Source organism: Nocardia sp. CS682 (assembly GCF_004634405.1).
GTDB classification, from domain to species: Bacteria; Actinomycetota; Actinomycetes; order Mycobacteriales; family Mycobacteriaceae; genus Nocardia; species Nocardia ninae.
In genome coordinates, this window is sequence record NZ_CP029710.1 from 1765119 (window position 1) to 1788134 (window position 23016).

A 23016-nucleotide genomic window follows, 5' to 3' on the forward strand; every position below is an offset into this window, starting at 1 on the left:
AGTCGCCGATTCGATGCGTACGTTCACTGATCGGGTGGCTTTCTGGCCCGGTCGCGCGCCGGATCGTCGAGTGCTGCCTCCTCCAGTGCCGTTCGAGCCGCCGCGACGATGTCGGCGCCCAGCTCCCGGACATCGAGCGGTACCTCCTCCAGCGGGTCGATCTTGCGTTTCTTCGGTGGCAGTGGGTCACCGGGTGCCCACACCGGCAGTTTCTCCGGTTCCACCAGCGTCCATTCCTCATACCACGGGACCTGCCACAGCTGACCGGCCAGCGAGCCGACCACGTCGCGGTAGCGGCGGATCTCGGCGGGCAACCGGCCGGGGCGCGCGGCGACGGTGATCAGCCCGAGCACCTCGCAGGACCCGGCGAAACCCGAATGATGTTGGCGCAGTAGATCATGCGCGCGGGTGAGGCCCGCGATGGTCTCTCTGGCCACCAGGACGACGAAGGGGGACTCGCGGTCGAAGACGCCGGGCCAGCGGCGGCCCGAATCCGCCGCTGGCGCAAGCACATGCGCGAGGCTACTGGCTCCGGCACCACCGTGCACACCCAGCAGCCAGACCAGCGGGGCCCGGCCGACGCCGGGGACCGGACGGTCCCAGATCGGTGCGCGCCGCGACTCCGGCGGGGCGACGACCCCGGCCGGTGCGGATTCGGTGTGACGGCGAAATTTCATGGCGGCGGTCATGATGCCACCCCGGTCAGCAGGCGCCCATAGGCCCGGCGCGTCTCGGCGGCCAACGACGCGTGGCGGACCAGCTCGCCCCTGGCCAGGTGGGGGTCGTACGGTATTTCCCTGATGTCGCGGACCCAGCCGGACAGGTGCTCGCGCAAATGCTCGGCAACGCGCGACTCGGTGCCCGGATGTTGGTGTGAGACAACGATTGTGGTGTCCCCGACGATGCCGCCGCCCTGCCCCTCGGCCGAGTCGCCGAACTGGTCGTCGAGCCATTCCAGGGTGACCCGCAGCCGGTTCGCGGCATCGGCGCGAGCCGGAATGGCAAGCACCAGAGCAACATCGGCGTCATCGAGCAGCGGGCGCAGCTGCCGTCCGGCAATCGGGCTGCCGCCGTCGTATACCGCGGTGAAGCCCGCGTCGTACACCGCCCGCGCCACCGTGAGGTAGGTCGCCCGTCTGCGCAGCGGCGCAGAGTCGCGCCACAGCAGGCCGATGCCCGAGGTCGCCCGGGACAGGCACTCCTTCAGCGGGGCGGGCTCGTCGTCGCCGCGGCCGTACAGCCAGGACTGCAGGCTGATCGGGTGTAAGTGCTCGTCCGCACCGCGCAGCGCGAGGTCGCTGCCCGCCGCGGTCGCGTCCACGGCCACCGTCGGGGTGCCCGCCATGCCGAGCTCACCCGCGATACCCAACGCCGTCGTGGTGGTGCCAGCACCACCGCAGCCACCGACCACCAGGATGGGGCGTTGCAAAGGTTGTTCCGCACCGGAACCGCCGCCTTTGCCGCGCCGCAACCGCACCACCGGAGCCTTGGAGCGCACGGGCCGGCCCGACGGTTCACCCTGGTCGGGTGCCTCGTCGAGCCAGCGGCTCCAGTCCTCTCCCATCGCTTCCTGCTCTCCTCTATCCGGCCGCGATACCCGTGATCAGGGTCCGACCGTCGATCACCGCGGTGGTGACCGTCTGCTTGTTGTACGTGGCGGGCACGCCGCCGGGGCGGTACTCGGTGACCTCCACCGAGTACCGGTTGTCCGAGATGGTCACGATCCGCACGCAGTGCGCGGTGCCCGCCGGGATCGTGTCGATGCCGCGCTGGATGGTCGCCGCGGGCGATACGGCGGCGTCCGGGGCGACGACCTCCCGGACCCGCTCGCCGGAGCGCTCCACGTAGTACGCGTACTGGAACGCCAGGATGGCGTCGGGACCCGAAGTGGTGCCGCCCTTTTCGGCCGCGCGCACGATCGCCGCGGCGCGCTCGGTCGGGCAGGCCCCGGACGGACGGCTGGTGTTCACCCCGGCCTGCGAGCGGCCGCGCAGGCTGTCGGTGCTCACGCCCGCCTGCACGCTGCCCATGGTGAACTGCACCGAGGCCGACGAGGTGGGCAGTCGCGGCGTCGCGGCGCGGTGGGTGGACGAGTTCAGCAGGAACAGCACGCCCGCGGCGGCCGCGCCGAGCAGCAGCACCGCGATGACGAGCACCACGAACACGCGGCTACGGCGCGACCGCCGGGCGCGCGCCTCCAGCCGCAAGGCACTGGACGAGCGCGGTCGCGGCTCGTCCAGGTGGTCGTCGTAGTCATCGTCGTCGTCGGGCCAGGGGAAACGCACCAGGTCCGCGTCGCGCGGGGTGTAGTCGTCGTCCGGGCCGGGTGCCCGGCCTACCCAGTCCGACCAGCCGCCGGTGAATTCGCTGCGCTGCGCACGGAGGTCGTCGGGGACCTCGGGTTCGCGGATGTAGTGCGGATATCGGGCGGGCCCGTCCTCATCCAGGTGCTCCGAACTCGGTTCGCCGGGCGGCACCGGCGCCGTCTCCGGTTCGAGCGCGGCGTACCACCGGGACAGCTCTTTGTACGACTTCAACATTCCCCCGTTCCCGCTGAGCGAGGCGCATTGTTCCGCATCGTCGGACCCTCTCGGCGATCAGTTCGTAGAGAACGGGTAGATGTGGGCGGTGCCGGGTCGAACGGTGGGCGGAATCGACGTCGCGCCGCCGGATGAGGCGCCGTCGGCTCCTGTCCCGAACGGAAATTGTCCCGTACCGGACGAATTCGGCGTAGTCGACGCGCCGGATTGCTCGCCGAAGAATCCCGGGGGCGGCTTGTCCGGCCCACCCTGTGGCCTGCTGTTCATGCCGAATGCGCCGGCAATATCGCGGGCTACGGCGGCGAGCCAGTCGGCCACGAAAGTGGTGGGCGTGTCGCCGTTGGCGGCGACCGTCGCGGTGTTGTACGCGCCGTGCCGCTGCACCGTGTCCCAGTACCGCACCCAGGTGGCGGTGTTGAGCAACTCGCTGTTGTCGGTGATGTTCTGCACCACCGCGTCGAACGCCTGATTGACCAAGCGGACGCCGGTGGTCGGCGGGACGAGCTGGGTCACCGCACCGACCAACTTGGCGCCGAGCGAGAGCAGCGCGGCGGGCGGGTTCGACAGGCCCGCGGTGGCCAGTTCGGCGATGGTCGACGGGTTGAGCACCGTCTTGACCACCGTGACGACCGCGTTCAGCCCGATCATGCCGACCTTCAGCAGCGCCTGTAGCGCACCGGGGAGGTCGAGTGGGGTACGCGGGTCGGCGGCGTCGGCCAAACGCTCGGAGATCGACTTCTTGGGCGAGATGGCCAACGTGGCGAGCGAGTTGCCGCGCACGTCCTCGTTGACCACCTTGGTCGCGGTCTTGATCGAGGTGTACGCCAGCGCCTGGGCGATGGATACCAGCGAGGCGATCGGGTCGCCGCCGCTGAGCTTGGACTGGCCGACGACGTTGGTGACCGCCTTGAGGATCGGCGCGCCCTGCGGTGCGTCGCAGGCGAGGTCGCCCGCCGCGCAGAAACTGGCCACACGACCGGTGAGCGCGCCGAAGTTGGCCGCGCGGTCCCGATCGGGTCCGATGCCACCGCCCGCGGCGGGCGGCTGCGGCAGTGCGGCGATGGCGGCGAGCTGATCGCCCGCGGTACCGGGGGCCGGATCCGGTGACGCCTTGCCCGGCGAGCCGGGGAACAGTGCGGCGCCGGGGTTGCGGGTCGGATCGGCGAACAACGCGACCGCCGCGACCTTCTCGGCCGGGAGTATCCCCTGCCCCTGCCCGATCTCCTGGGCGAACATCGAGGCCACGTGTGCGCCTTGCGAATAGCCGACCACCGCGAACCTGGTGTCCGCACACCGGTCTGCGACGGCCTTGGCCATGGTGCGCAGCCGGGCCAGCCCGCCGGTCACCGATTCGGCGTAGGGCATCGCGCTGCCGCCGGTCACCCCGCCGAAGCCGGATTCGTATGGCACATAGGCCCGGTCGACCAGTCCGGGGCCGTTGGCCTTGGCCAGCATCGGGCGGAAAACGGTGGACAGCATGCCGGTGTCGGTGGAAGGTGCCGCATCCGGTGACGATTCGCCGGTGCCCTGAATACCCAAGGCGTACAATGCCGGACACGCGCTGAGCGCGATGTCGGTCGAAGGGCCCGCGGGATTCGGTGGACCGGCCACGGCGGTGCCCGCCGTAGCCACGGTCACGGCGAGTGCTGTCAGCACCACCGTGAGTCTTGCCGAATAATTTGTCATAGCGATCCGCAATCAATCCGTGTTGCCGCAGTTACCCTCAACGCCATGAAACGCAATAGACCGTAACAGATTCCGGCTATTGCTGCGGCATCGCCGAAAACTTTCCGCGAACTGCCGAAACGGGTTTCACACATTCCCGCGTGCCGGGCAACCTCCTCCGGCAACTTTCCGACGGTCTGAAAATGAGAGCAACCACTCGGCGACCCACCGGTCACGCGAATTCCCTACCGGGACTCCATCTTCCGTTCGCCCGATGGCTTCAGCATTCGTGCAGATATCTCCTGCGTCGCTGGCCGTTCGCCGGAAGGTTGCCAGGCGCACGACAATTGACGCGTCAAGGGGAGATGACCTGGTAGGGGTATTCGCTAGGGGGTAATTCAGGCAGCGGAGGTCACGCGGTAGACGTCGTAGACGCCTTCCACGTTCCGGACCACATTCAGCAGGTGTCCCAGGTGCTTCGGGTCGCCCATCTCGAAGGTGAACTTGCTGATCGCAACCCGATCGCCATGGGTGGCGACCGACGCGGACAGGATGTTCACCTTCTCGTCGGCCAGCACCTTCGTCACGTCCGACAGCAAGCGGGTGCGATCGAGCGCCTCGATCTGGATGGCGACCAGGAACACCGAGGACGGGGACGGCGCCCAGGACACCTCGATGATGCGCTCGGCCTGATCCTGCAACGACCCGGCATTGGTGCAGTCGGTGCGGTGCACGCTGACCGCACCGCCGCGGGTCACGAAGCCCATGATCTCGTCACCGGGCACCGGAGTACAGCACTTGGCCAGTTTGGCCACGGTGCCCGACGCGCCGGGAATCAGCACGCCCGCGTCGCCGGTGGTCCGCTGCCTGCTCGGCGTGGTCGACGGGGTGGACCGCTCGGCCAGCTCGTTCTCCACGTCACCGATGCCGCCGAGCTGCGCCATCAGTCGCTGCACCACGTGGTGCGCCGAGACCTGATGCTCGCCGACCGCGGTGTAGAGGGTGGAGATATCGGTGTAGTGCAGTTCGTGCGCGACCGCGGTCATCGCGTCGACGCTCATCAGCCGCTGCAACGGCAGGCCGACGCGGCGGACCTCCTTGGAGATCTGCTCCTTGCCGTTCTCCAGCGCCTCTTCACGGCGCTCCTTGGCGAACCACTGCCGGATCTTGGCTTTGGCGCGCGGGGACACCACGAAGTTCTGCCAGTCGCGGCTCGGCCCGGCGTTCTGCGCCTTCGAGGTGAACACCTCGACGACCTCGCCGTTCTCCAGCTGCCGTTCCAGCGCGACCAGGCGACCGTTCACCCGCGCGCCGATGCACTTGTGCCCGACCTCGGTGTGCACCGCGTAGGCGAAGTCGACCGGTGTCGACTTCTGCGGCAGCGTGATCACGTCACCCTTCGGGGTGAACACGAAGATCTCCGGCGACTTCAGGTCGAAGCGCAGCGACTCCAGGAACTCCGCCGGGTCGGCCGCCTCCCGCTGCCAGTCGAGCAGCTGCCGCATCCACGCCATGTCGTCGACCTCGGTCGAGTCGTTGGAGTGCTTGCCGCGGGTCTCCTTGTAGCGCCAGTGCGCCGCGATGCCGAACTCGGCGGTGCGGTGCATGTCCTGGGTACGAATCTGCACTTCCAGCGGCTTGCCGTCGGGGCCGACGACCGTGGTGTGCAGCGACTGGTAGACGCCGTAGCGCGGCTGGGCGATGTAGTCCTTGAACCGGCCCGCCATCGGCTGCCACAGCGAGTGCACCACGCCGACGGCCGCATAACAGTCGCGCACCTCGTCGCAGAGGATGCGGATGCCGACCAGGTCGTGGATGTCGTCGAAGTCCTTACCCTTGACGATCATCTTCTGATAGATCGACCAGTAGTGCTTGGGCCGACCCTCGACGATCGCGTTGATCCGCGACGCCGCAAGGGTATTCACGATTTCCGCGCGCACCTTCGCCAGGTAGGTGTCGCGCGACGGCGCACGATCCGCGACCAGCCGCACGATCTCGTCGTACTTCTTCGGGTGCAGGATCGCGAACGCGAGGTCCTCGAGCTCCCACTTGACCGTCGCCATGCCGAGCCGATGGGCAAGGGGCGCAATGACTTCGAGCGTCTCCTTGGCCTTCTTCGCCTGCTTCTCCGGCGGCAGGAAGCGCATGGTGCGCATGTTGTGCAGCCGGTCGGCGACCTTGATCACCAGCACGCGCGGGTCGCGCGCCATCGCGATGATCATCTTGCGGATCGTCTCCGCCTCGGCGGCCGCGCCGAGATTGACCTTGTCCAGCTTGGTGACGCCGTCGACCAGGTGCGCGACCTCGGCGCCGAAGTCGAGGGTGAGCTGCTCGAGCGAGTAGCCGGTGTCCTCGACGGTGTCGTGCAGCAGCGCGGCCACCAGCGTGGTGGTGTCCATGCCGAGCTCGGCCAGGATGTTGGCCACCGCGAGCGGGTGGGTGATGTACGGGTCGCCGGACTTGCGGAACTGGTGCTTGTGCCGCTCGTCGGCCACGTCGAACGCGCGCTGCAACAGCGTCAGGTTCGCCTTCGGGTACAACTCGCGGTGCACGCTGGCCAGCGGCTCCAGCACCGGCTTGACCGCGGCGATGCCACGCTGACCGGTCATCCGGCGGGCGAGCCTGGCGCGCACCCGGCGCGAGGCCGAGGTGGGCACGGCGGCCGAGGCGCCCGGCTGGCGCGGTGGGGTGGGCGGTGCGGCCGGCGGAGTGGGCGGGGTGCCGGACTTCGGCTGCTCTCCCCCGGTGGCGGCACCGTTCGACTGCGGGGCGCCTGCCGATTGCTCGACATTCGCCTCGCCCACGTGCTGAGTCATGCCACCACCTCTCAGTGCCCAACTCGCAGCGCTGCCGGTCCCTCCGTGGATACGCAGGCTGCCGCCTCCGGGCCGCACGTTCGCGCCGCGTGCCTCGATCGGACCACCCTATCCGACCGCTGCAACCGCCCAGACCACCAACTTTAGTCCCGGCCGCGCAGTGGCGCCGGGCACGAGGTTGCGGCGGGCGCCGCGCCGGTTGCCCGGCGGGGATGACGCGGCGTTAGCCGTGGACTCCGCGGAGTACCGGAAAGCGTGACATATCAGACATCGATCCGGCGGAGTTGCGACCGAATCGCCGCCGAAGGGAGGTCGAGTGCCGAGGTGCCCCGCCTAGCGAATGGTGGACGGGTCGGCGGGCTCGCGGCTGATCATGGACCGGCCGTCGAAATCGGGGCTCGGCGCGACGTGCAGGAGGTCGACGACGGTGGGGGTGATGTCGACCAGGGTGAAGCGGGAGGTGGTGTCTCCCGCGGTGAAGTCGGGGCCGCGGGCGATGACGAAATTGGTTGTCTCGTCCGGCGATTGGCCACCATGACCGCCCTTGGGCAGGTGGCCGTGGTCGGCGGTGACCAGGATGGTCCATCGTTCGGCCGGGTTGGCGGCGGCGCGGGCGTCCACCGCGGCGACGATGCGGCCGACCTGCTCGTCGATCCGGCGGACCGCGTCGAGATACTCGCCGGAGGCGGCGCCGTCGCTGTGACCTGCGTGATCGACCTGGTCGAGGTGGGTGAAGAGCAGGTCGGGGGCGAATTTCTCGATCGCGCCGACCACGGCGGTGGTGGTGGCCGCGTCGGTCTTGGACTCGTCCGGGTCGTTCGGCACCGGCGGGGTGGAGACGACCACGTCGGCGCGCGGGTTGCCGCTGCCCGCCATGGTGGCGATCTGGTCCCAGGTGGCGATGGAGTGGGTCTTGCGGGCCGGGTCGGCGCGTTCGAGCTGGGTGAACACCGTCGGGTACTTCTTGAACGGCGCGGCGGTGAAGTTGTTGTCCTTGATGCCGTGCTTGCGGTCCCACACCCCGGTGAGCACGGTGGCCCAGGACGGTCCGGAGATGGTGATGTGCGGGGCGATCGAGGACCGGCTGAGCAGTCCTCCGGCGCTGAGCCGCACCAGGTTCGGCGCCCGGACCTGCAGCACCTTGTCGTACATCAGGCCGTCGAGGCCGATCACGACAACCTTGTCCACGCGGGCGTCGGCATGCGCGCCACCTGCGGTGCCGGTCATGGCGGCTGCGGTAACAGCCAGAGCAGCAAGTACTTTCGACCACCGGGACCGATCGGCGACGCCCTCATCGCGCCGCCGTCCGGTGCCACCCGACCGATGATTCGCTCGCTTGTCGCGCTCGCTCATAGTCCGAACCATGCGGGGTGGGCCGGGCCCGCGGATAGCCTCCCGGTGCACTGTTCATTGACGTTTCATCGGTCGCCGCATCGCCCGTTGCCTCGCTGAACGGGCACTGAACTGCCGATAGCGGGCAGCTATTCCGACAGCTCGCCGGCGGGTGGCGGGCCGATGAACGGCAGATTGCGGTTGACACCCTGTCGCGAATGTGGCTGTCTGGCGCCATGCCAGCCGATGTCGCGCAGCCAGGTATCCGGATCGCCGCCGTCGCGGACACGCACCTGCGCCCCGCCGTGGCCGGGCGCTTTCGACCGGACTTGCTGCGGATCGCCGAGCACGCCGATGTGCTGCTGCTGGCAGGCGATCTGACCGAGAGCGGCAGCCTCGCCGAAGCCGACCTGCTCTGCGCCGAGATCGCCGACCTGCCGGTGCCGATCGTCGCGGTGCTCGGCAACCACGACCACGATCGCAAGCTCGGCTTCCGAATCGCCGCCCAGCTCACCGGCATCGGCGTGCACCTGCTCGAAGGGACCGCGATCACGCTGGAGCTGAACGGGATTCGGCTCGGCATCGCCGGCGTGATGGGTGGTAGCGGCGGATTCCCCGACTACCCGGGCGATCCCGAGAACGGCACCGAAGAACATCGGGCCCGGATGCTGCGTGGACCCATCGACGCGCTGCGACTGCAACAGGCCTTGGACACCCTCGACGCCGACATTCGCATCGCCCTGATGCATTTCGCGCCGGTGGTCGACACCTTGGTCGGTGAACCGACCAAGTTCTACCCGGGCCTCGGCTGCCACGCGCTCGCCGAAGCCGTGGACGCGGGCCGGGCCACCCTCGCCCTGCACGGGCACGCCCATCACGGCACCCAATTCGGTCGCACCGCGGGCGGAGTTCCGGTCCGCAATGTCTCCTACCCGGTGATCGGGCGTCCGTACGTGGTGTACGAGCTGGCGACGGCGCCGGCCCAACCGGCCTGAGCCATCGGCGTTCCGGCTGTCGGTAGGTTCACCCCCATGACCGTCGCCCGCTCCCTGCTGCTGTTCGCCCTGGCCGCCCTCGCCGAGATCGGCGGCGCGTGGCTGGTCTGGCAGGGCTGGCGCGAGCAGCGCGGCATCCTCTGGATCGCGGCGGGCGTCGTCGCGCTCGGCGCCTACGGCTTCGTCGCGACCTTCCAGCCCGACCCCAACTTCGGCCGCATCCTCGCCGCCTACGGTGGCGTGTTCGTCGCGGGCTCGCTCGCCTGGGGCATGCTCGTGGACAAGTTCCACCCCGACCGCTGGGACTACCTCGGCGCGACCATCTGCCTCGTCGGCGTCGCCATCATCATGTACGCGCCGCGCCGCTGAACAGCCTTCTGCCGCATCGCGTTTCAAAGCCGGACTGATGTCCGGGACTGTCGGCGCGGTTTCCGGCGTTACCTCCAGCGCGACCGGTCCATCGAAACAATCTCGCGAGGAGCCCCTGTGGCACAGGACATTCAGCCCATCACCGACAGGCAGCGCAATGCCGCGGCCGCCTTACGCGCGCTGCACGAGCAAGGGATCTTCGTGCTACCCAACGCGTGGGACGCGGTCAGCGCGGCGGTGATCGCGCGTGCGGGCGCGCCGGCGATCGCGACAACCAGTGCGGGCGTTGCCTGGTCACTCGGCACCGGCGACGGTCAGCAGCTCACCAGGGACGACACGATCGGCGTCCTCCGCAGGATCGCCGCTGTGGTCGACGTGCCGGTGACCGCGGATGTCGAGGGCGGGTACGGGCCCGCGCCCGAGGACGTCGCGGCCACCATCCTCGCCGCAGTGGCCGCCGGCGCGGCCGGGGTGAACCTGGAGGACTCGACGGCACCCGGTGGGCCGCTGTTCGACACCGCCGCGCAGGCCGATCGGCTGCGGGCGGCTCGCACAGCCGCGCAGCAGGCCGGCCTGCCGGAACTGGTGATCAACGCCAGGACCGATGTGTACCTGTTCGGCATCGGCGCCCCGGAAGGCCGCTTCGACGAAGTGCGCTCCAGAGCCGCCGCCTACGCCGCAGCCGGTGCGGACAGTCTCTTCGTACCCGGCTTGCTCGATCTGCCGACGCTCACCGAGCTGGTCGCCGCGTCGCCGTTGCCGATCAACGTGATGGCCGGGGCCGGAGCGCCTTCCGTCACGGAGCTCGCGGCGGCGGGTGTGCGGCGGGTCAGTGTGGGTTCCGCGGTGGCGCAGGCTGCCTACACGCTGGCCGAGACGGCAGCCACCGAGCTGCTCGAGCACGGCACCTACGCGGCGCTGGAGAACGCCCTCGACTTCGGCACGGTCCAAGCACTGCTCCCCCAGCGATAACGATTCCCTGGCGGCGCACCCAGCTCGGAACTTGATTCGGCCTGGTGCGCAGATCTTTCGGACGGCCGGTGAGTGGCACACCAGCGAGGGGCATTCTCGCGATATGCCCCAGCCATGTGCCACTCACGGCAGCTGCGGCTCGGTTGGGTGCCGCCGGCTGAGCCCGTGCGGCGTAGCGTGATTCAGCTAAGCGTCGGCGCTGAAGGCCCAGACTGCGGCGGGCCTGCCGGTGGCTTTCACGCGGCGGCGTTCGGTGGTGCGGGCCAGGCCCGGAATGGCGGCGAGGGTGCGGTTGAGGTTGGCGGGGTCGGGGCGGGCGCCCGCGAGGTCGGTGGTGGCCGCCACGGCTCGGGTGGCCGGGAAGTCGTCGCCGAGCAGTGCCCGGGTGAAAGGCAGGTCCTTCCACAGGAGTCCGGCGAGCAGACCGCGGGACGCGGCGGCGATGCGGTTGTGGTCGAAGGCCAGCTCGGGTATCTCGTCGAAGCCGACCCACTGTGCCGGGCCGTCGTGCGGCCCCACCACCGCCCACATCGCGATCGACAAGGTCGGTCCGCGCGGGTCGCGATTCGGTTCATCGAAGGTCACCAGCTGCCCCACCGCGCCGATCGCGGCTTCCGGCACACCGAGTTTCGTGTGCACCGCCCGCCGCGCCGCCTCCACCAGCCGCTCCCCCCGCCCGAGCAGCACACCCGGCAGCGCCAACTGTCCGGCGAACGGCGCCACCGCACGCGGCGCGATCCCCACCCGCACCTCGGCGTCGTCGCCCCAGAACCGCAACGTCACCACGTCCACCGAAACCACGGATTGCTCCACGCCGCCCCATCCTGCCGCACCCGGCCACCCATCCCACCCACCGGCACCGCACTCGGCACGAGTGGGATCGCCGACGGGCGTCGCCGACGCGGTGTCAGCGGCCGGACGCTCACCAACCCGGCACCGCCAACCGGGAATCTGCCGCCGGACATCGCCGACGGGGCCTCGAACGGGCGCCCGGTCTCTTCTCGACAGGTGCAGGTAAGGTCCCGCATGGCGGCGCCCGGTCGGCCAAGTACGGCTGCGGGAGCACACGATCGGATCCTGGATGGTGGGACCTGCCATCTGCGGTCACGCCGCGGCGACGGTTGCCGCGGTCGGTGTCCGGTGGGTTCGGGTGGGACCGTGCGAAGTCAGTACTACCGGCGTGTCGAGTGTCTGTGCCAGCCAAGGGGCTACGTCTTGCGGCATTTCGGTGAGGATCGGGCGCGCCGTGGCGAGGAGATCGGTGAGGTGTTGCTGGTAGGTGAGGTCCTGCCAGGTGCCGGGTGGCAGATGGTCGAGCACACCCTCGGTGGTCTGGTATTCCGTTGCCGCGTAACGGGTTCCCGGTGCGTCCAGGTGGGTGAGGGCCAGGCCGTCGATGCCGCCGGAGACGGCGATGGCGTAGCGCAGCAGGATGGGGTCGAGGTGGCCCAGGCGGAAGTCACCTTGGTAGCGGCCTGTGGTGTTGTGCGGCTCCGGATAGTGGAGGGTGTGGTCCCCGGTGGGGAGCGGGCCCGCGCCGTGGCGGGTCATGTAGGTGCGGGTGACGCCGAGAACCGCCCCGGTGGCACCGATTTCGGCCAGCATGGCGCGGGCATTGCGTGGCTCGACGGTGGACCAGGTGGTGTGCGGGTGGAAACCGCGCCACTCGTCGAGCAGGACACCTTGCGCCCCTTCGAAGACCAGCCGACCGCGGCGGGCGAAACCGGCCAGCTGCTCGCCACCGACGATGCGGACGGCTGCGGCGAACTCCCGATACATGTCGACCAGGGTGTCGATCGACTCGTAGCGGTGTTCGCTCGGCGCGATCAGGGCAGCGTACTGGGCAGCGAGTGCCCGGAGCTTGTCGCGAAGAACCCTGGGGCGCAAGCAATCCGAGACTGTCGGTGCCTCATGCGCCAGCGCATACCAGGCGGTCTCGCCGATGCCACGTCCGCACGAACCGTGCCGCGAGGAACCCCTCGCGTCCTCGCGGGCACGGTTGGCGGCGATGTGGATCGGCGTGGTGAGCAGGGCTCGGCCGTCGACGTGCAGCAGCGCCAACGGATCCGGCACACCGAGCGCCGCGAGCGTGCGCGCCTCCCCGGCCAGCGCGATGGGTTCGACCAGCACATGCTGCGAAAGCAGCGTCGGCACACCGGAAAAGGTTCCCGAGCCGAACTGCGCGAACGTGTGGTGCCGTCCGTCGGCGATCACGTTGTGCGCCGCCTGCGCGCCGCCGTTGAACCGCACAACGGCCGACACGTCGAGCCCCGCCGCCGGGGAGCACAACCAGTCGACGGTCGCGCCCTTCCCCGCGTCACCGAAGCCGAGGTCGACTACCACGATGTGTGACCGAAACATGGTGTGCCTCAGCTACGCCCACTCGGCAGCGCCCGCATCCGCGGCCCGCTGACCCCCAAGGCTTTGCCGACCGACGCGGCCTCGGCCGCCGACCCGACATCCCGCAGGTCCGCCAGCCCGGCGTCCACGTCGACGCGTCCCTCTTGCAGACCGATGGTCAGGGCGATGAGTTCGCAGACGGCAGCCGGATCGTCGAGCTTCAGGAAGTGCTGGCCGAGCAGCCCGCGCCAGTGGTCGGCGATCTCCGGATCGTCGTAGTAACTCGACTGATTCGGCAGGATGTAGTAGACGTGCCAGCGCTCGGCGAGCTCCCGGTAGATGGACTCCACCGACACATCGCGGCGCACACCGTCACCGATGACGCTGCGGATGTGCCGTGACGCCAGCCGCGGCTTGTTCAGCTCGTCGCCGATCAGGAACAGGTAGCCCTTCTTGCGCCGCTTCTCCCAGGCGTCGGTGACGATGTGGGTGGCCATGAAATATCCGGCCAGTTCGTAACTTTCGGACTTCTGGCCGCCACCGCCGCCTTCCAGCAGGATGGCGCGCAACTGCTCGTCCATCCGGTTGTCGGACTCGAACTGCCCCACCTGCAACGGCACTCGGTCGCAGTCGGCATCGCCGACGGCGCCGAACAGGATCTGCGGGTCGTCCGCGTAGCCCTTGCGTTGCAGCAATCCGTGCAGCTTGCCGAGCTTGCGCTGCATGATCCGCGGCACCCGGCCCATCGAGCCGGTGACGTCGAACAACACCGCGATGGGCAGCGAATTCCCGTGGTCGGCCGAGTCCCGGCATTCGCGCGCGGTGATACCCAGCGGGTCGAGGGTCGGGTGCGCCTGCCAGTCCTCGTACGGCACACCCTGCATCTCGGCGGTGTATCCGAAGTCGTCGAGCCCCCGGCTGGCACGGAAGGTCTTGGCCGCGCGGTAGGCGGTGTCGTTCCAGTTTCCGTATCCCATGTGATCACTTCCTCTCGTGAATCTAGTTTTAGTGTAGGTGACTAAAACTATGCCGGTCAAGGAATCCCCTCGGCGAATCCTGTTCCCTGGCAAGATCGGACGCGTGGAGCTCCGACAGCACAACCCGACCGACGGCATCTATCCGGCCACCGACGACTACGTGCACGCGATGGAGGTCCGAGGTGCCGAACGACTGTTGTTCGTCTCGGGCACAATGGGTCTCGATGCCGAAGGAAAACCAGGCACGACCCTCACCGAACAGCTCGAGCTGATCTGGTCGAACCTGCGCACCATCCTCGCCTCGGCCGACATGACCGTGGACAACATCGTCCGGCTCACCAGCTACCTGCGCGACGCCTCCGACGCCGACGCGAACGCCGCCGCCCGCGTGGCGGCGTTGGGCGGCCGGGCCGTGCCGACTACGGCGATCGTGGTGCAGACCCTGGAGAACGACTGGCTCGTCGAGATCGAGATCGTCGCCGCCCGCTGACGCGCGCATCGCAATCTCGCCGACGATCGCAGCCCGCCGCCGAAATCGGCCGTTGCGCCGAGCGATGCCGCTCCGGTGCGCTCAGGCGCCGCCGAAAATCGAAGGCTCACGGCGGCGACGGCGGTTTAGGATCGCGGCCATGGATGAGATCGCCCGGAGGCCGACCGTGCTCGCCGTCGAGTCCGCCCTGCGCGCGGCCGGCGTCACCCCTCGGGTGCGGGTGCTCCCCGAGACCGCGCCGACCGCGGCCGCGGCGGCCGAACAGCTCGGCTGCCCGGTCGCCGCGATCGCCAACAGTCTTATCTTCGACGCCGAAGGTGCGCCGCTGCTGGTGCTCACCAGCGGTGCCCACCGGGTGGACACCGGCAAGATCGCCGCGCACCTGGGTATCGGGAAGCTGTCGCGCGCGAGTGCGGAGTTCGTGCGGGTGCATACCGGCCAGGCCATCGGCGGGGTGGCGCCGCTCGGGCATCCGGCGCCGATCAGGACGTTGATCGATGAGACGCTGGCCGCTCAGACGGAGATCTGGGCCGCGGCCGGGCACCCGCATACCGTCTTCCCGACCACCTTCGATGAACTGCGCGAGGTCACCGGCGCCGAGGCCGTCTCGGTCAACTGAGGGGACGCCGGCCCGGAAACACACGGGCCGCCGCTCGGTAGACGGACGAGACGCGGGCCGGTCACCGGACAAGATGCCGCCCGGTCGCCGAAAGAACCGCGGGGTCAACCGATCGCACATCACCGAGCAGGCGTAAAGCCCAGTGGTGCAAGGTAACTCGACTGAACGATCAGGTCGATGACTCCATGTGGTCGCCGACGAGAATGGTGCCCGGCATGCGATATCCGCCGGGGCCCTGGGCGAATCGCACATTGTCCGCGGTCAGCGGGGCTGCGCATTCCCGGCACACCACCACGCCCGCGGTGGCCTTCCCGCAGTCGTCGTGCACGATCAGCGCGGGCGGCCCCTCGGGTCCGGCCAGCCAGGTGTCGCCCCAGGCGACGAGCATGGTCAGCACCGGGTACAGGTCGCGGCCCTTGTCGGTGAGCAGATACTCGTGTCGCACCGGATTCGACTGGTAGGCACGGGCTTCCACGATGCCGTGCGCTTGCAGCGCGGCGAGGCGGGCGGCGAGCACGTTGGACGCGATGCCGAGATCGCGGCGGATGTCCTCGAACCGGGTCACGCCGACGAACAGGTCGCGCAGGATGAGTGGCGTCCAGCGTTCGCCGATCGCGTCGATGGTGCGGGCGATCGAGCAGACGATGTCGGACAGCGCAGCCTTGGGCACACCCTCAGCCTAGTCCATTGCTTTTTGCAAGTGACTGCGGCTAGGTTCGGGGCATGGACTCGGCGATCGATAAAACAACGACCTCAGATGCGGTGGACACATTCCGCGCGGCGACGAAGGACCGCGATTTCGAGGCGGTGCAGGCGACGCTGACCCCCGACGCCACCCTGATCTCGCCGCTGTCCGGACGATTGGTGTTTCGCGGCGCGGATGATCTGCGCATCCTGCTGACCGCTGCCTACGGCGGCGTCTCCGGCCTGCGATGGACCGAGCAGATCGGGGACGGAGCGCACCGCGTACTCCTGGCGGAGGCTGCCCTCGGACCCTTCCGATTCACCGAGGCACTGGTGCTCGAACTCGCCGACGACGGCCGGATCCGCACATTGAGGCCGCACCTGCGCCCGTGGCTCAGCCTCACCGTGCTCGCCGTGTGGCTCGCACCCGGGCTACTCAAGCATCCGGGCGTGCTGCGACGCGCAATGCGCGGGGCGCCCGCGCCGTAGACTGCGCACATGGACCCGCTGACCCGGATCCGCGCGATCTGCCTCGACCTACCGGAGTGCAGCGAACGGCTCAGCCACGGCTGCCCCACCTTCTTCGTGCGCCAGAAGACCTCGTTCGTCAAATACATCGACGGGGGTTACGACGAGCCAGGCCCGACCATCTGGTGCCCCGCCCCGGACGGGGTGCAAGCCGAGTTGGTGGACGCCGAACCCGAGCGCTTCTTCGTTCCACCGTATGTCGGACACAGCGGGTGGATCGGTGTCCGGCTCGACGTCGATCCGGACTGGGGTGAATTCGCCGAGATCATCCACGACGCCTATCGCAAGGTTGCCCCGAAAAGGCTCGCCGCCGAACTCGACTGAGCGGAACCGCACACCCCCGACCGGTCGCACCTCGAGTTGCGCGAACGATCAAGGGGTGTGCGGCTTTCCGCTACCGGACCAGCGTTTCGACCAGTCCGTCGGCGGTGAGCTCCACCCGCCGGGTGAGCCCGATGTCGTCGAGAAAGCGCGGGTCGTGGCTCACCACGATCAGCGCCCCCTCGAAACTGGCCAGCGCCTGGGTGAGGTGCTCGAGGCTGGGCAGGTCGAGGTTGTTGGTCGGCTCGTCGAGCAGCAACAACTTCGGCGCAGGCTCGGCCAGCAGCAGCATCGCCAGCGCGGCCCGCAGTCGTTCCCCACCGGACAACGCCGACGCGGCGACGTCGGCGTCACTGCCGCGAAACAGGAAGCGGGCCAACTGGGCTCGGATCTGTTCCGGCGACGCGTGCGGCGCCGTCGATGCCACGTTCTCGAAGACCGACCGTTGCTCGTCGAAGATGTCGAGACGTTGCGGCAGCATCCGCCACGGCACCTGCGGGCGGGCCGCCGAGATCCGGCGCAGCAGCGTGGTTTTGCCCACGCCGTTGCGTCCGGTCAAGGCGATCCGCTCCGGGCCACTGATCCGCAGCGAAACCGTTGGACCGCAAGCCAACTCCACCTCGTCCAGGTCGATCACGTCCTGGCCGGGATAGAGCCGGGTGTCCGGCAGATCCACCCGGATCTCCCGGTCGTCCCGCAACAACTCCTGTGCGTGCTGGAGCTGATCCTTGGCCGTCTCCAGCTTGTCGATGTGGGTGTTGCGCAACTTGCCCGCCGACACCTGGGCCTGCCGTTTGCGTTCGGCCATAATGATTTTCGGTTCACGCTTGGTGTCCCACATCTTCTGCCCGTACCGCTGCCTGCGATCCAGTTTGATCCGCGTCTCGACGAGTTCGCGCGCCTGCTTGCGCACATCGCTGCGCGCGTCGCGGACCGCGGCCCGAGCCGCTTGCTGCTCGGCCTCGATGATCCGCTCGTACTCGCTGAAGTTGCCGCCGAACATCCGGATCTCGCCGTGCCGCAGCTCGGCGATGGTGCTCATCCGCTCCAGCAGCTCGCGGTCGTGACTGACCGTGAGCACGGTGCCGGAGAACTGACCGACCACCTCGTAAAGCCGTTCGCGGGCAAGCTGATCCAGGTTGTTCGTCGGCTCGTCCAGCAGCAGGATCTCCGGCTCGGCCAGCAGTTCGGCCACCAGCCCGAGCAGCGTCGTCTCGCCGCCGGAGAGGGTCTCGAGGCGGCGATCCAGCTGCGCGGACGAGTCGGCGACGTAATGCAGTCCGAGCCGGCCGAGCAGCGCGATAGCCCGTTCCTCGACATCCCAGTGGTTGCCGACGATGTCGAAGTCGGACTCCGCGCCGCCGCCGGATTCGATGCGGTGCAACGCTTTCCGGAGCTCGGCGATGCCGAGTACCGCGTCGACCCGCTGGCCCGCGGCGAGACCGAGGTCCTGGCGCAGGTAGCCGAGGTGACCGGTGACCGAGATCGAACCGCGGGCGGGTGTGAGCTCACCGGCGATCAGCCGCAGCAGCGTGGACTTGCCCGCGCCGTTGCTGCCGACCAGGCCGACATGCCCGGGGCCGAGCACGCCGTCGAGCCCGTCGAACACCGGGGTGCCGTCCGGCCAGGCGAAAGTGAGATCGGAAAATGACAGATTTGCCATGGTGACTCCAGAGGTCGCTCAGAATACGCGGCGCGCGACTGCGGACCGCCCGAGTGGCTACCTCATGAAATCAACGGCATGGCTCCGATCAACGGCAATAAGACTCATCTAGATTAACCACACTTCCGCGACGGGTGCCAGTGATATTTGGATCACACCTGCGCACCGGCGCTTTTCGCGCTCGCGACCTAGCCTGCGCCGATCACGCGGGCGATCTCGGCAGGCAGCGGATAGGGCCGCTCGACCGGCAGCGCACGAGCGGCCGCGTCGAGTTTCCCGTCGGCCACCAGCCCCTTGATCCGCCGCGCTTCCGCGGTGACGTCCCGAATCCCGGTGATCCACCGGTCGACATACAAGCCCACCGCCGGACCGCCGAGGCCGACCTGCAGCGACCGATGCGCGAGCGGACGATGATGCAGGTCGCGCTCCGGATCCCATTGCACCCGAACGGGACTCGTGCGCAGCCGGGCCATCCACGCCCGCTGATCCGAATACATGTCCGGCACATAGTGACTCAGGCAGGACTGCCACAGCGCCCACTCGAACCCGCTGCGGGTGATCGTCACGGCGAGCACCCGCTCCTGGCCCGGCTTACTCCCCCAGCCGCACCGATACATCATCCACAGAAACGAGGGCTTGATCCATGTCATGCGGTCCCGGCTGAACGGGGCCACGAAAGTTCCTGCGGCAATGGCAGCTTCGGCGATCTCCGCGGAATACGCCTGATAGACAACCACGGTCGCCGCATCATAGTCAGCTCTGACCTGCCGCATCGGCGGCGAAACACTCACCGGCAGATCCTGACATTCCGACTGCGACACGCCAACGCTGCCGACGATGTCCCCAGTGGAGCAGGCTCGGCCGACCGATGGGCTCGGCGCATCCCCGTCCCGGACCGGGACAGCGCGAGCGGGTTCGGCGCGCCAGCAACCATTGCCGCACCTCCAGCTCACACGTCCAGCTATCCAAAGTATCGGCAGTCGGGGCGTCCGAGACGAGACCTCAATTCCGGCGGGGCTACCGCACCGATGCGTGCCGTCTACTCCAGCCCTACCGCCACGGTGGTCTCAGCCGGAGCCGCGGCCTTGCCGGTCTTGGGCACGATCAACGCGCCGACGATGGCGCCCGCGGCAAGCAGACCGGCGGCCAGGCGCAGGGACGTCGTGTAGCCATCGGCCAATGCCGCTCGCCCGGTGTCGGTTCCGATCACACCGGCGGCGACCGTCACCAGGATCGCCAGGCCGAGCGAACCGCCCAGCTGCCGCACGCTGTTGAGCACGCCGGAGGCGAGCCCGGTCCGCTCGGACGGCACCCCGGAAACCGCAGCGGTGCCCATCGCGACCACCGACGCACCGATGCCGATGCTCGCAACCAGCGACGGGCCCAGCAGCCCGGTCACAAAGGTCGTCGAAGTATCGGCGAAACCGAACCACAGCAGACCGGCGGCGCCGACGAGACCGCCGACCAGCAGCACCGGGCGCGGACCCCACTGCGGTGTCGCCACCATCGCCAGCCGCAGCCCGATCACGATGCCGACGCAGAACGGCAGGATCGCCACGCCGGTGAGCGTCGGGCTGTAGCCGAGCACCCGCTGCAAGAGCTGGGCGACGAAGTAGAAGCTGGCGATCTGCGCGGAGGTGAGCATGAATCCGAAGAGGGTGGCGCCGAGCAGCGAGCGACGGCGCAGAAATTCCAGCGGCACCAAGGGATCCGCCGCCTTGGTCTCCACCCAGGCGAATCCGGCCAGCAGCACCGCGCCGACGGCGAACCAGCCGAGTACGCGCGCCGAACCCCACGCATGACTTTCGGTGGAGATCACCGCGAGCACCAACGCCGTCACCCCGAAGGTGACCAGTACCGCGCCGGGCACATCGAGGCGGCCGCCGCGTTGCGGCACCCGATTGTCGGTGCCGCGCAGCACCGCCACCACCGCCGCCGCGGCCGCCCCGTCCGGGTGCCGCGCGAAGACGTCGTGGCCGCTACCACCCGAATGCTCGACGGCGGCGGCGCCGAGGCCTTCAGCATGCGCAAACTCGCCGACGAGCTAGGCGTGAGCACCGCCGCCGTCTACCACCACTTCCCACCAAAGCGGCACTGATGATCGCCGTCCTGAGCGCCCGCGCCGACCAGCTCGACCGACCGGAGCTACCGGCAGTCCCCCGCGACCGGCTCGTCGCGATCATCACCTATCTGGTCGACGTCCTACACCAGATGCCGTGGGTCGCCGACATTCTCGTCAGCGGCGAATCCTTCGGCCGAGCCGCCATGTGGATCCTCGACGAATTCGTCGACACCGCAACAGCACTCGGCGCCACCGACGACTACGCCGGCTACATGTACAACGCCGTCTGGCGTTTCATCCTCGGCGAGCTCATGATGCGCCGCGCCGAAGACGAACGCGCCGATGCCATCACCGCGGGCCACCCCCGCCCCCGCTGGACCGACCAGGCCACCCCCGAAGCCCTGGCCGAATTCCCCACCACAGTCCGAATGCTCCCCAAATGGGACACCATCCGCGACGCCTACCGCACCGAGACAGCAGTAGGCCACTTCATCGACGGATTGATAGCCGGAATCCCCGCCTGAGGCGGTCAGCACCCAACGTCCACCGTTGGTTGCAGGCGCCTGATCGTGCCAGCAAGTAGAGAGCAGCGAAGCCCGTGAAGCGAATTCAACGCGGATTCGCAGGCACCCCACGGTTCGGTGGACTGGTTCGCGTGTCGAATCGCGTACTGGCGAGCTGACGTTCAGCCAGACCGATGAGGTCCAGCACTTCACGGGCGAGATAACCGGTGGTTCCCTTGTCGACAGTCTTGCGGGTCAGAATCGCCGCATCGGCCAGCTCCTCCAAGGCATCTCGAGCTGAGGGAAAAGAGACGTTCAGGATGCGCTGAACGGTGCGGGCCGTCAGCACCGGAACTTCCGGGAGCATGCCCACGATTCGAGCACTCGCCGAGCCAGCGCGCGGTTCAGCGCGTAAGCCGTTGCCCGCACGCCAGTTTCCGAGCCGCTCGACCCAATCATGGCGCAATGCCTCGATCTCGACCGAAATGCGTTCGGCTTGATCAGCAGCAGTGGCGGCCGCTTCGATGAACGTCGTCAGCCATAGCGCGGTCCCACGCCTGGCGGGCTCCGACAGTGGTTCTCCAGCGTATCGATAAGCGGTCAGTCCATTGACGTAGCGGTCACTGAGAGTAGCGAGAACCAGACTGACCGGCAGGAGTGCCCGTGGCGCTATACCCCGTCGCGCAAGGACGGTATGGATCAGAGCTCGGCCCACACGCCCGTTACCGTCGGTGAAGGGGTGGATGGTTTCGAACTGCGCGTGCACCAGCGCGGCCTGCAGCAGCGGCCCGTGGGTCGAGCCGTTGAGGTATGCGACGAGGTCCTCCATGAGCGCAGGTACTAGATCCGGTGGTGGCGGGACGAATTCCGCGCCGAGCGGATTCCAGTGGGACCCGCCGATCCAGTTCTGCACCTGACGCAGGCCGTGATGTTGTTCTTTCGGCAACAGCCCCCGGTGCAGCGCGACGATATCCTCCACGGTGACCGCATCGGCTTCGACGAGCTCGGTCGATGCGTGGCGCAGCACAGTGATGTTGTTGGCCACCAGCCGTGCCTGTTCACCGAATCCGCGGATGTCTTCTTCCTGCCCGAGCTCAGCCAGTGCCACCTGCTGCGGCGAAGGTGCTATCCCTTCGATCATGGAACTGGCGATCGCCTCCGAACGCAGCAGGAACCGCGAGATTCCCTCGAGATCACGGGCCCCGGGGCAACTGCTGAGCCGTCGAACAGCACGTTCGACCGCTGCGGACCGATGGGCGAGTTCCGTCGGAATATGAACTGGACGCTCAGCAATCAAATCAGGAGCGAAGGGGCGAAACCGCCCGCCCTGCCGGTCACGTTTTGCCAGCCCCTCGCCCAGGTGAGGAGCCCAGTATTCAGTGAGGAACTCGGCCATCGATGGTTATCCTTTGATAGAAGCCAAGTCTATTAAAGGATAAGGTATCAAACCTTAATGCCAGCGGCCGTGATTAAAGGATCGCGCAGATCCTTACCCCCAGGTCAGACCTGGACGATGGAGGTCAGGGGGTAGGACCCCTGGTGGTTGCGTCCGTTGAGGAAGGTCAGTTCCAGGACTACCGCGGCGGCGATGACTTCGGCGCCGGCTTGGGCGAAAAGGTCGGCGGCGGCGGCGAGGGTGCCGCCGGTGGCGAGGACGTCATCGAGGAGCAGGATGCGGCGGCCGCGCAGGTCGACGCCGTCGGCGGGGATCTCCAGGGCGGCGGTGCCGTATTCGAGCTGGTATTCGCGGCGCAGGACCGGCGGCGGGAGTTTTCCTGTCTTGCGGACGGCCAGCACGCCGGTGCCGAGGCTGGCGGCCACGCCCGCGCCGATCAGGAAGCCGCGGGCGTCGATGCCTGCGACCAGGTCGGCGTCGGGGGCGCAGGCGGCGAGGCAGTCGATGACGGAGCGGAAGCCTTCGGCGTCGGCGAACACGGGGGTGAGATCGGCGAAACGGATACCGGGGGCGGGGAAGTCGTCGCGCCAGCGGGTCAACTGCTCGACCGCGTGCGCGGCCCGGTCGGTCCGATCGGCGGCTAACTCGTCGGACTCGATCGCCGCGTGCTTACTCATCGACACCTCTCCATCATCACACCAAGGAGCGCGGGCACGGGCGAATACCCGAGGCCGCACCCACAGC

At 68.5% G+C, this 23016-nt stretch carries 24 protein-coding genes; 9 read left to right on the forward strand and 15 right to left on the reverse strand.

Annotation, left to right across the window (positions count from 1 at the left end; all coding sequences use genetic code 11):
• Positions 1-23: 23 nt before the first annotated feature.
• The 6 genes from DMB37_RS07650 to DMB37_RS07675 form a co-directional block, all read right to left on the reverse strand.
• Positions 24-689: a hypothetical protein gene (locus tag DMB37_RS07650; RefSeq protein WP_135232103.1), complete on the reverse strand. Its 666-nt coding sequence runs from the start codon at positions 687-689 to the stop codon at positions 24-26.
• On the reverse strand, positions 686-1564 hold the full coding sequence (locus DMB37_RS07655) for a hypothetical protein (RefSeq protein ID WP_135232104.1): 879 nt from the start codon (positions 1562-1564) through the stop codon (positions 686-688). The genes DMB37_RS07650 and DMB37_RS07655 overlap by 4 nt, the downstream gene beginning before the upstream one ends.
• Before the next feature lie 16 nt (positions 1565-1580).
• The gene (locus DMB37_RS07660; protein WP_135232105.1) at positions 1581-2540 is read right to left on the reverse strand and encodes a hypothetical protein; all 960 of its coding nucleotides are present in this window, start codon (positions 2538-2540) and stop codon (positions 1581-1583) included.
• A 57-nt stretch (positions 2541-2597) separates the two neighbouring features.
• Entirely contained in the window at positions 2598-4226 is a 1629-nt protein-coding gene (locus DMB37_RS07665) for a cutinase family protein (RefSeq protein ID WP_135232106.1), read from the reverse strand.
• A gap of 377 nt (positions 4227-4603) precedes the next feature.
• Positions 4604-7021 (reverse strand): bifunctional (p)ppGpp synthetase/guanosine-3',5'-bis(diphosphate) 3'-pyrophosphohydrolase, encoded by a 2418-nt coding sequence (locus tag DMB37_RS07670; protein ID WP_135232107.1) that lies wholly within the window; start codon positions 7019-7021, stop codon positions 4604-4606.
• A 333-nt stretch (positions 7022-7354) separates the two neighbouring features.
• Positions 7355-8248: an alkaline phosphatase family protein gene (locus DMB37_RS07675; protein ID WP_135232108.1), complete on the reverse strand. Its 894-nt coding sequence runs from the start codon at positions 8246-8248 to the stop codon at positions 7355-7357.
• Between the two features lie 341 nt (positions 8249-8589).
• Here DMB37_RS07675 and DMB37_RS07680 point away from each other — a divergent pair, with 341 nt between their 5' ends.
• From DMB37_RS07680 to DMB37_RS07690, 3 genes are all read left to right on the forward strand, one after another.
• Positions 8590-9348 (forward strand): metallophosphoesterase, encoded by a 759-nt coding sequence (locus DMB37_RS07680; protein WP_240772285.1) that lies wholly within the window; start codon positions 8590-8592, stop codon positions 9346-9348.
• A 36-nt stretch (positions 9349-9384) separates the two neighbouring features.
• Positions 9385-9717, forward strand: coding sequence for a YnfA family protein (locus DMB37_RS07685; protein ID WP_107658015.1), 333 nt, complete (start codon positions 9385-9387; stop codon positions 9715-9717).
• A gap of 117 nt (positions 9718-9834) precedes the next feature.
• The gene (locus DMB37_RS07690) at positions 9835-10689 is read left to right on the forward strand and encodes an isocitrate lyase/phosphoenolpyruvate mutase family protein (protein WP_240772286.1); all 855 of its coding nucleotides are present in this window, start codon (positions 9835-9837) and stop codon (positions 10687-10689) included.
• Between the two features lie 186 nt (positions 10690-10875).
• Here DMB37_RS07690 and DMB37_RS07695 read toward each other — a convergent pair whose 3' ends face one another.
• From DMB37_RS07695 to DMB37_RS07705, 3 genes are all read right to left on the reverse strand, one after another.
• On the reverse strand, positions 10876-11502 hold the full coding sequence (locus DMB37_RS07695) for an NUDIX hydrolase (RefSeq protein WP_135232110.1): 627 nt from the start codon (positions 11500-11502) through the stop codon (positions 10876-10878).
• A 291-nt stretch (positions 11503-11793) separates the two neighbouring features.
• Entirely contained in the window at positions 11794-13050 is a 1257-nt protein-coding gene (locus tag DMB37_RS07700) for an adenylosuccinate synthetase (protein ID WP_135232111.1), read from the reverse strand.
• An 8-nt stretch (positions 13051-13058) separates the two neighbouring features.
• Complete coding sequence (locus DMB37_RS07705) at positions 13059-14006, reverse strand: hypothetical protein (RefSeq protein ID WP_135232112.1); 948 nt, start codon at positions 14004-14006, stop codon at positions 13059-13061.
• A 37-nt stretch (positions 14007-14043) separates the two neighbouring features.
• Here DMB37_RS07705 and DMB37_RS07710 point away from each other — a divergent pair, with 37 nt between their 5' ends.
• The gene (locus DMB37_RS07710) at positions 14044-14496 is read left to right on the forward strand and encodes a RidA family protein (protein ID WP_240772287.1); all 453 of its coding nucleotides are present in this window, start codon (positions 14044-14046) and stop codon (positions 14494-14496) included.
• Between the two features lie 139 nt (positions 14497-14635).
• Positions 14636-15115, forward strand: coding sequence for a YbaK/EbsC family protein (locus DMB37_RS07715; protein ID WP_135232113.1), 480 nt, complete (start codon positions 14636-14638; stop codon positions 15113-15115).
• Positions 15116-15284: 169 nt separating this feature from the next.
• On the opposite strand, the gene DMB37_RS07720 is transcribed toward DMB37_RS07715, so the two are convergent.
• On the reverse strand, positions 15285-15785 hold the full coding sequence (locus DMB37_RS07720; protein WP_206055209.1) for a helix-turn-helix domain-containing protein: 501 nt from the start codon (positions 15783-15785) through the stop codon (positions 15285-15287).
• A 53-nt stretch (positions 15786-15838) separates the two neighbouring features.
• On the opposite strand from DMB37_RS07720, the gene DMB37_RS07725 reads away from it, so the two are divergent.
• Complete coding sequence (locus DMB37_RS07725) at positions 15839-16288, forward strand: nuclear transport factor 2 family protein (RefSeq protein ID WP_135232114.1); 450 nt, start codon at positions 15839-15841, stop codon at positions 16286-16288.
• A gap of 9 nt (positions 16289-16297) precedes the next feature.
• Positions 16298-16651: an MmcQ/YjbR family DNA-binding protein gene (locus tag DMB37_RS07730; RefSeq protein ID WP_135232115.1), complete on the forward strand. Its 354-nt coding sequence runs from the start codon at positions 16298-16300 to the stop codon at positions 16649-16651.
• Positions 16652-16721: 70 nt separating this feature from the next.
• Here the strand turns inward: DMB37_RS07730 and DMB37_RS07735 are convergent, their stop codons facing one another.
• The 3 genes from DMB37_RS07735 to DMB37_RS07745 all read right to left on the reverse strand — a co-directional run bounded on the left by DMB37_RS07735 (position 16722) and on the right by DMB37_RS07745 (position 20238).
• On the reverse strand, positions 16722-18311 hold the full coding sequence (locus DMB37_RS07735) for an ABC-F family ATP-binding cassette domain-containing protein (RefSeq protein ID WP_135232116.1): 1590 nt from the start codon (positions 18309-18311) through the stop codon (positions 16722-16724).
• 188 nt (positions 18312-18499) lie between these two features.
• Positions 18500-19102 (reverse strand): DUF4291 domain-containing protein, encoded by a 603-nt coding sequence (locus DMB37_RS07740; RefSeq protein WP_240772288.1) that lies wholly within the window; start codon positions 19100-19102, stop codon positions 18500-18502.
• A gap of 248 nt (positions 19103-19350) precedes the next feature.
• On the reverse strand, positions 19351-20238 hold the full coding sequence (locus DMB37_RS07745) for an MFS transporter (RefSeq protein ID WP_240772289.1): 888 nt from the start codon (positions 20236-20238) through the stop codon (positions 19351-19353).
• A gap of 45 nt (positions 20239-20283) precedes the next feature.
• Here DMB37_RS07745 and DMB37_RS41260 point away from each other — a divergent pair, with 45 nt between their 5' ends.
• A complete protein-coding gene (locus DMB37_RS41260) occupies positions 20284-20409 on the forward strand; it encodes a helix-turn-helix domain-containing protein (protein WP_240772290.1) in 126 nt (41 codons plus the stop codon).
• A complete protein-coding gene (locus DMB37_RS41265; protein ID WP_240772291.1) occupies positions 20409-20897 on the forward strand; it encodes a TetR/AcrR family transcriptional regulator in 489 nt (162 codons plus the stop codon). Before DMB37_RS41260 ends, DMB37_RS41265 begins: the two co-directional genes overlap by 1 nt.
• Positions 20898-20982: 85 nt before the next feature.
• Here the strand turns inward: DMB37_RS41265 and DMB37_RS07755 are convergent, their stop codons facing one another.
• On the reverse strand, positions 20983-22272 hold the full coding sequence (locus tag DMB37_RS07755; protein WP_135232118.1) for a Fic family protein: 1290 nt from the start codon (positions 22270-22272) through the stop codon (positions 20983-20985).
• A gap of 104 nt (positions 22273-22376) precedes the next feature.
• Positions 22377-22949, reverse strand: a complete 573-nt coding sequence (locus DMB37_RS07760; protein ID WP_135232119.1) for an adenine phosphoribosyltransferase — start codon at positions 22947-22949, stop codon at positions 22377-22379.
• Positions 22950-23016: the final 67 nt, after the last annotated feature.

Coding starts and splice junctions, on each gene's coding strand:
- DMB37_RS07650 (WP_135232103.1), bottom strand. CDS start 689: ATGACCGCCGCCATGAAATTTCGCCGTCACACCGAATCCGCACCGGCC.
- DMB37_RS07655 (WP_135232104.1), bottom strand. CDS start 1,564: ATGGGAGAGGACTGGAGCCGCTGGCTCGACGAGGCACCCGACCAGGGT.
- DMB37_RS07660 (WP_135232105.1), bottom strand. CDS start 2,540: ATGTTGAAGTCGTACAAAGAGCTGTCCCGGTGGTACGCCGCGCTCGAA.
- DMB37_RS07665 (WP_135232106.1), bottom strand. CDS start 4,226: ATGACAAATTATTCGGCAAGACTCACGGTGGTGCTGACAGCACTCGCC.
- DMB37_RS07670 (WP_135232107.1), bottom strand. CDS start 7,021: ATGACTCAGCACGTGGGCGAGGCGAATGTCGAGCAATCGGCAGGCGCC.
- DMB37_RS07675 (WP_135232108.1), bottom strand. CDS start 8,248: ATGACCGGCACCGCAGGTGGCGCGCATGCCGACGCCCGCGTGGACAAG.
- DMB37_RS07680 (WP_240772285.1), top strand. CDS start 8,590: ATGCCAGCCGATGTCGCGCAGCCAGGTATCCGGATCGCCGCCGTCGCG.
- DMB37_RS07685 (WP_107658015.1), top strand. CDS start 9,385: ATGACCGTCGCCCGCTCCCTGCTGCTGTTCGCCCTGGCCGCCCTCGCC.
- DMB37_RS07700 (WP_135232111.1), bottom strand. CDS start 13,050: ATGTTTCGGTCACACATCGTGGTAGTCGACCTCGGCTTCGGTGACGCG.
- DMB37_RS07705 (WP_135232112.1), bottom strand. CDS start 14,006: ATGGGATACGGAAACTGGAACGACACCGCCTACCGCGCGGCCAAGACC.
- DMB37_RS07715 (WP_135232113.1), top strand. CDS start 14,636: ATGGATGAGATCGCCCGGAGGCCGACCGTGCTCGCCGTCGAGTCCGCC.
- DMB37_RS07725 (WP_135232114.1), top strand. CDS start 15,839: ATGGACTCGGCGATCGATAAAACAACGACCTCAGATGCGGTGGACACA.
- DMB37_RS07730 (WP_135232115.1), top strand. CDS start 16,298: ATGGACCCGCTGACCCGGATCCGCGCGATCTGCCTCGACCTACCGGAG.
- DMB37_RS07735 (WP_135232116.1), bottom strand. CDS start 18,311: ATGGCAAATCTGTCATTTTCCGATCTCACTTTCGCCTGGCCGGACGGC.
- DMB37_RS41265 (WP_240772291.1), top strand. CDS start 20,409: ATGATCGCCGTCCTGAGCGCCCGCGCCGACCAGCTCGACCGACCGGAG.
- DMB37_RS07755 (WP_135232118.1), bottom strand. CDS start 22,272: ATGGCCGAGTTCCTCACTGAATACTGGGCTCCTCACCTGGGCGAGGGG.
- DMB37_RS07760 (WP_135232119.1), bottom strand. CDS start 22,949: ATGAGTAAGCACGCGGCGATCGAGTCCGACGAGTTAGCCGCCGATCGG.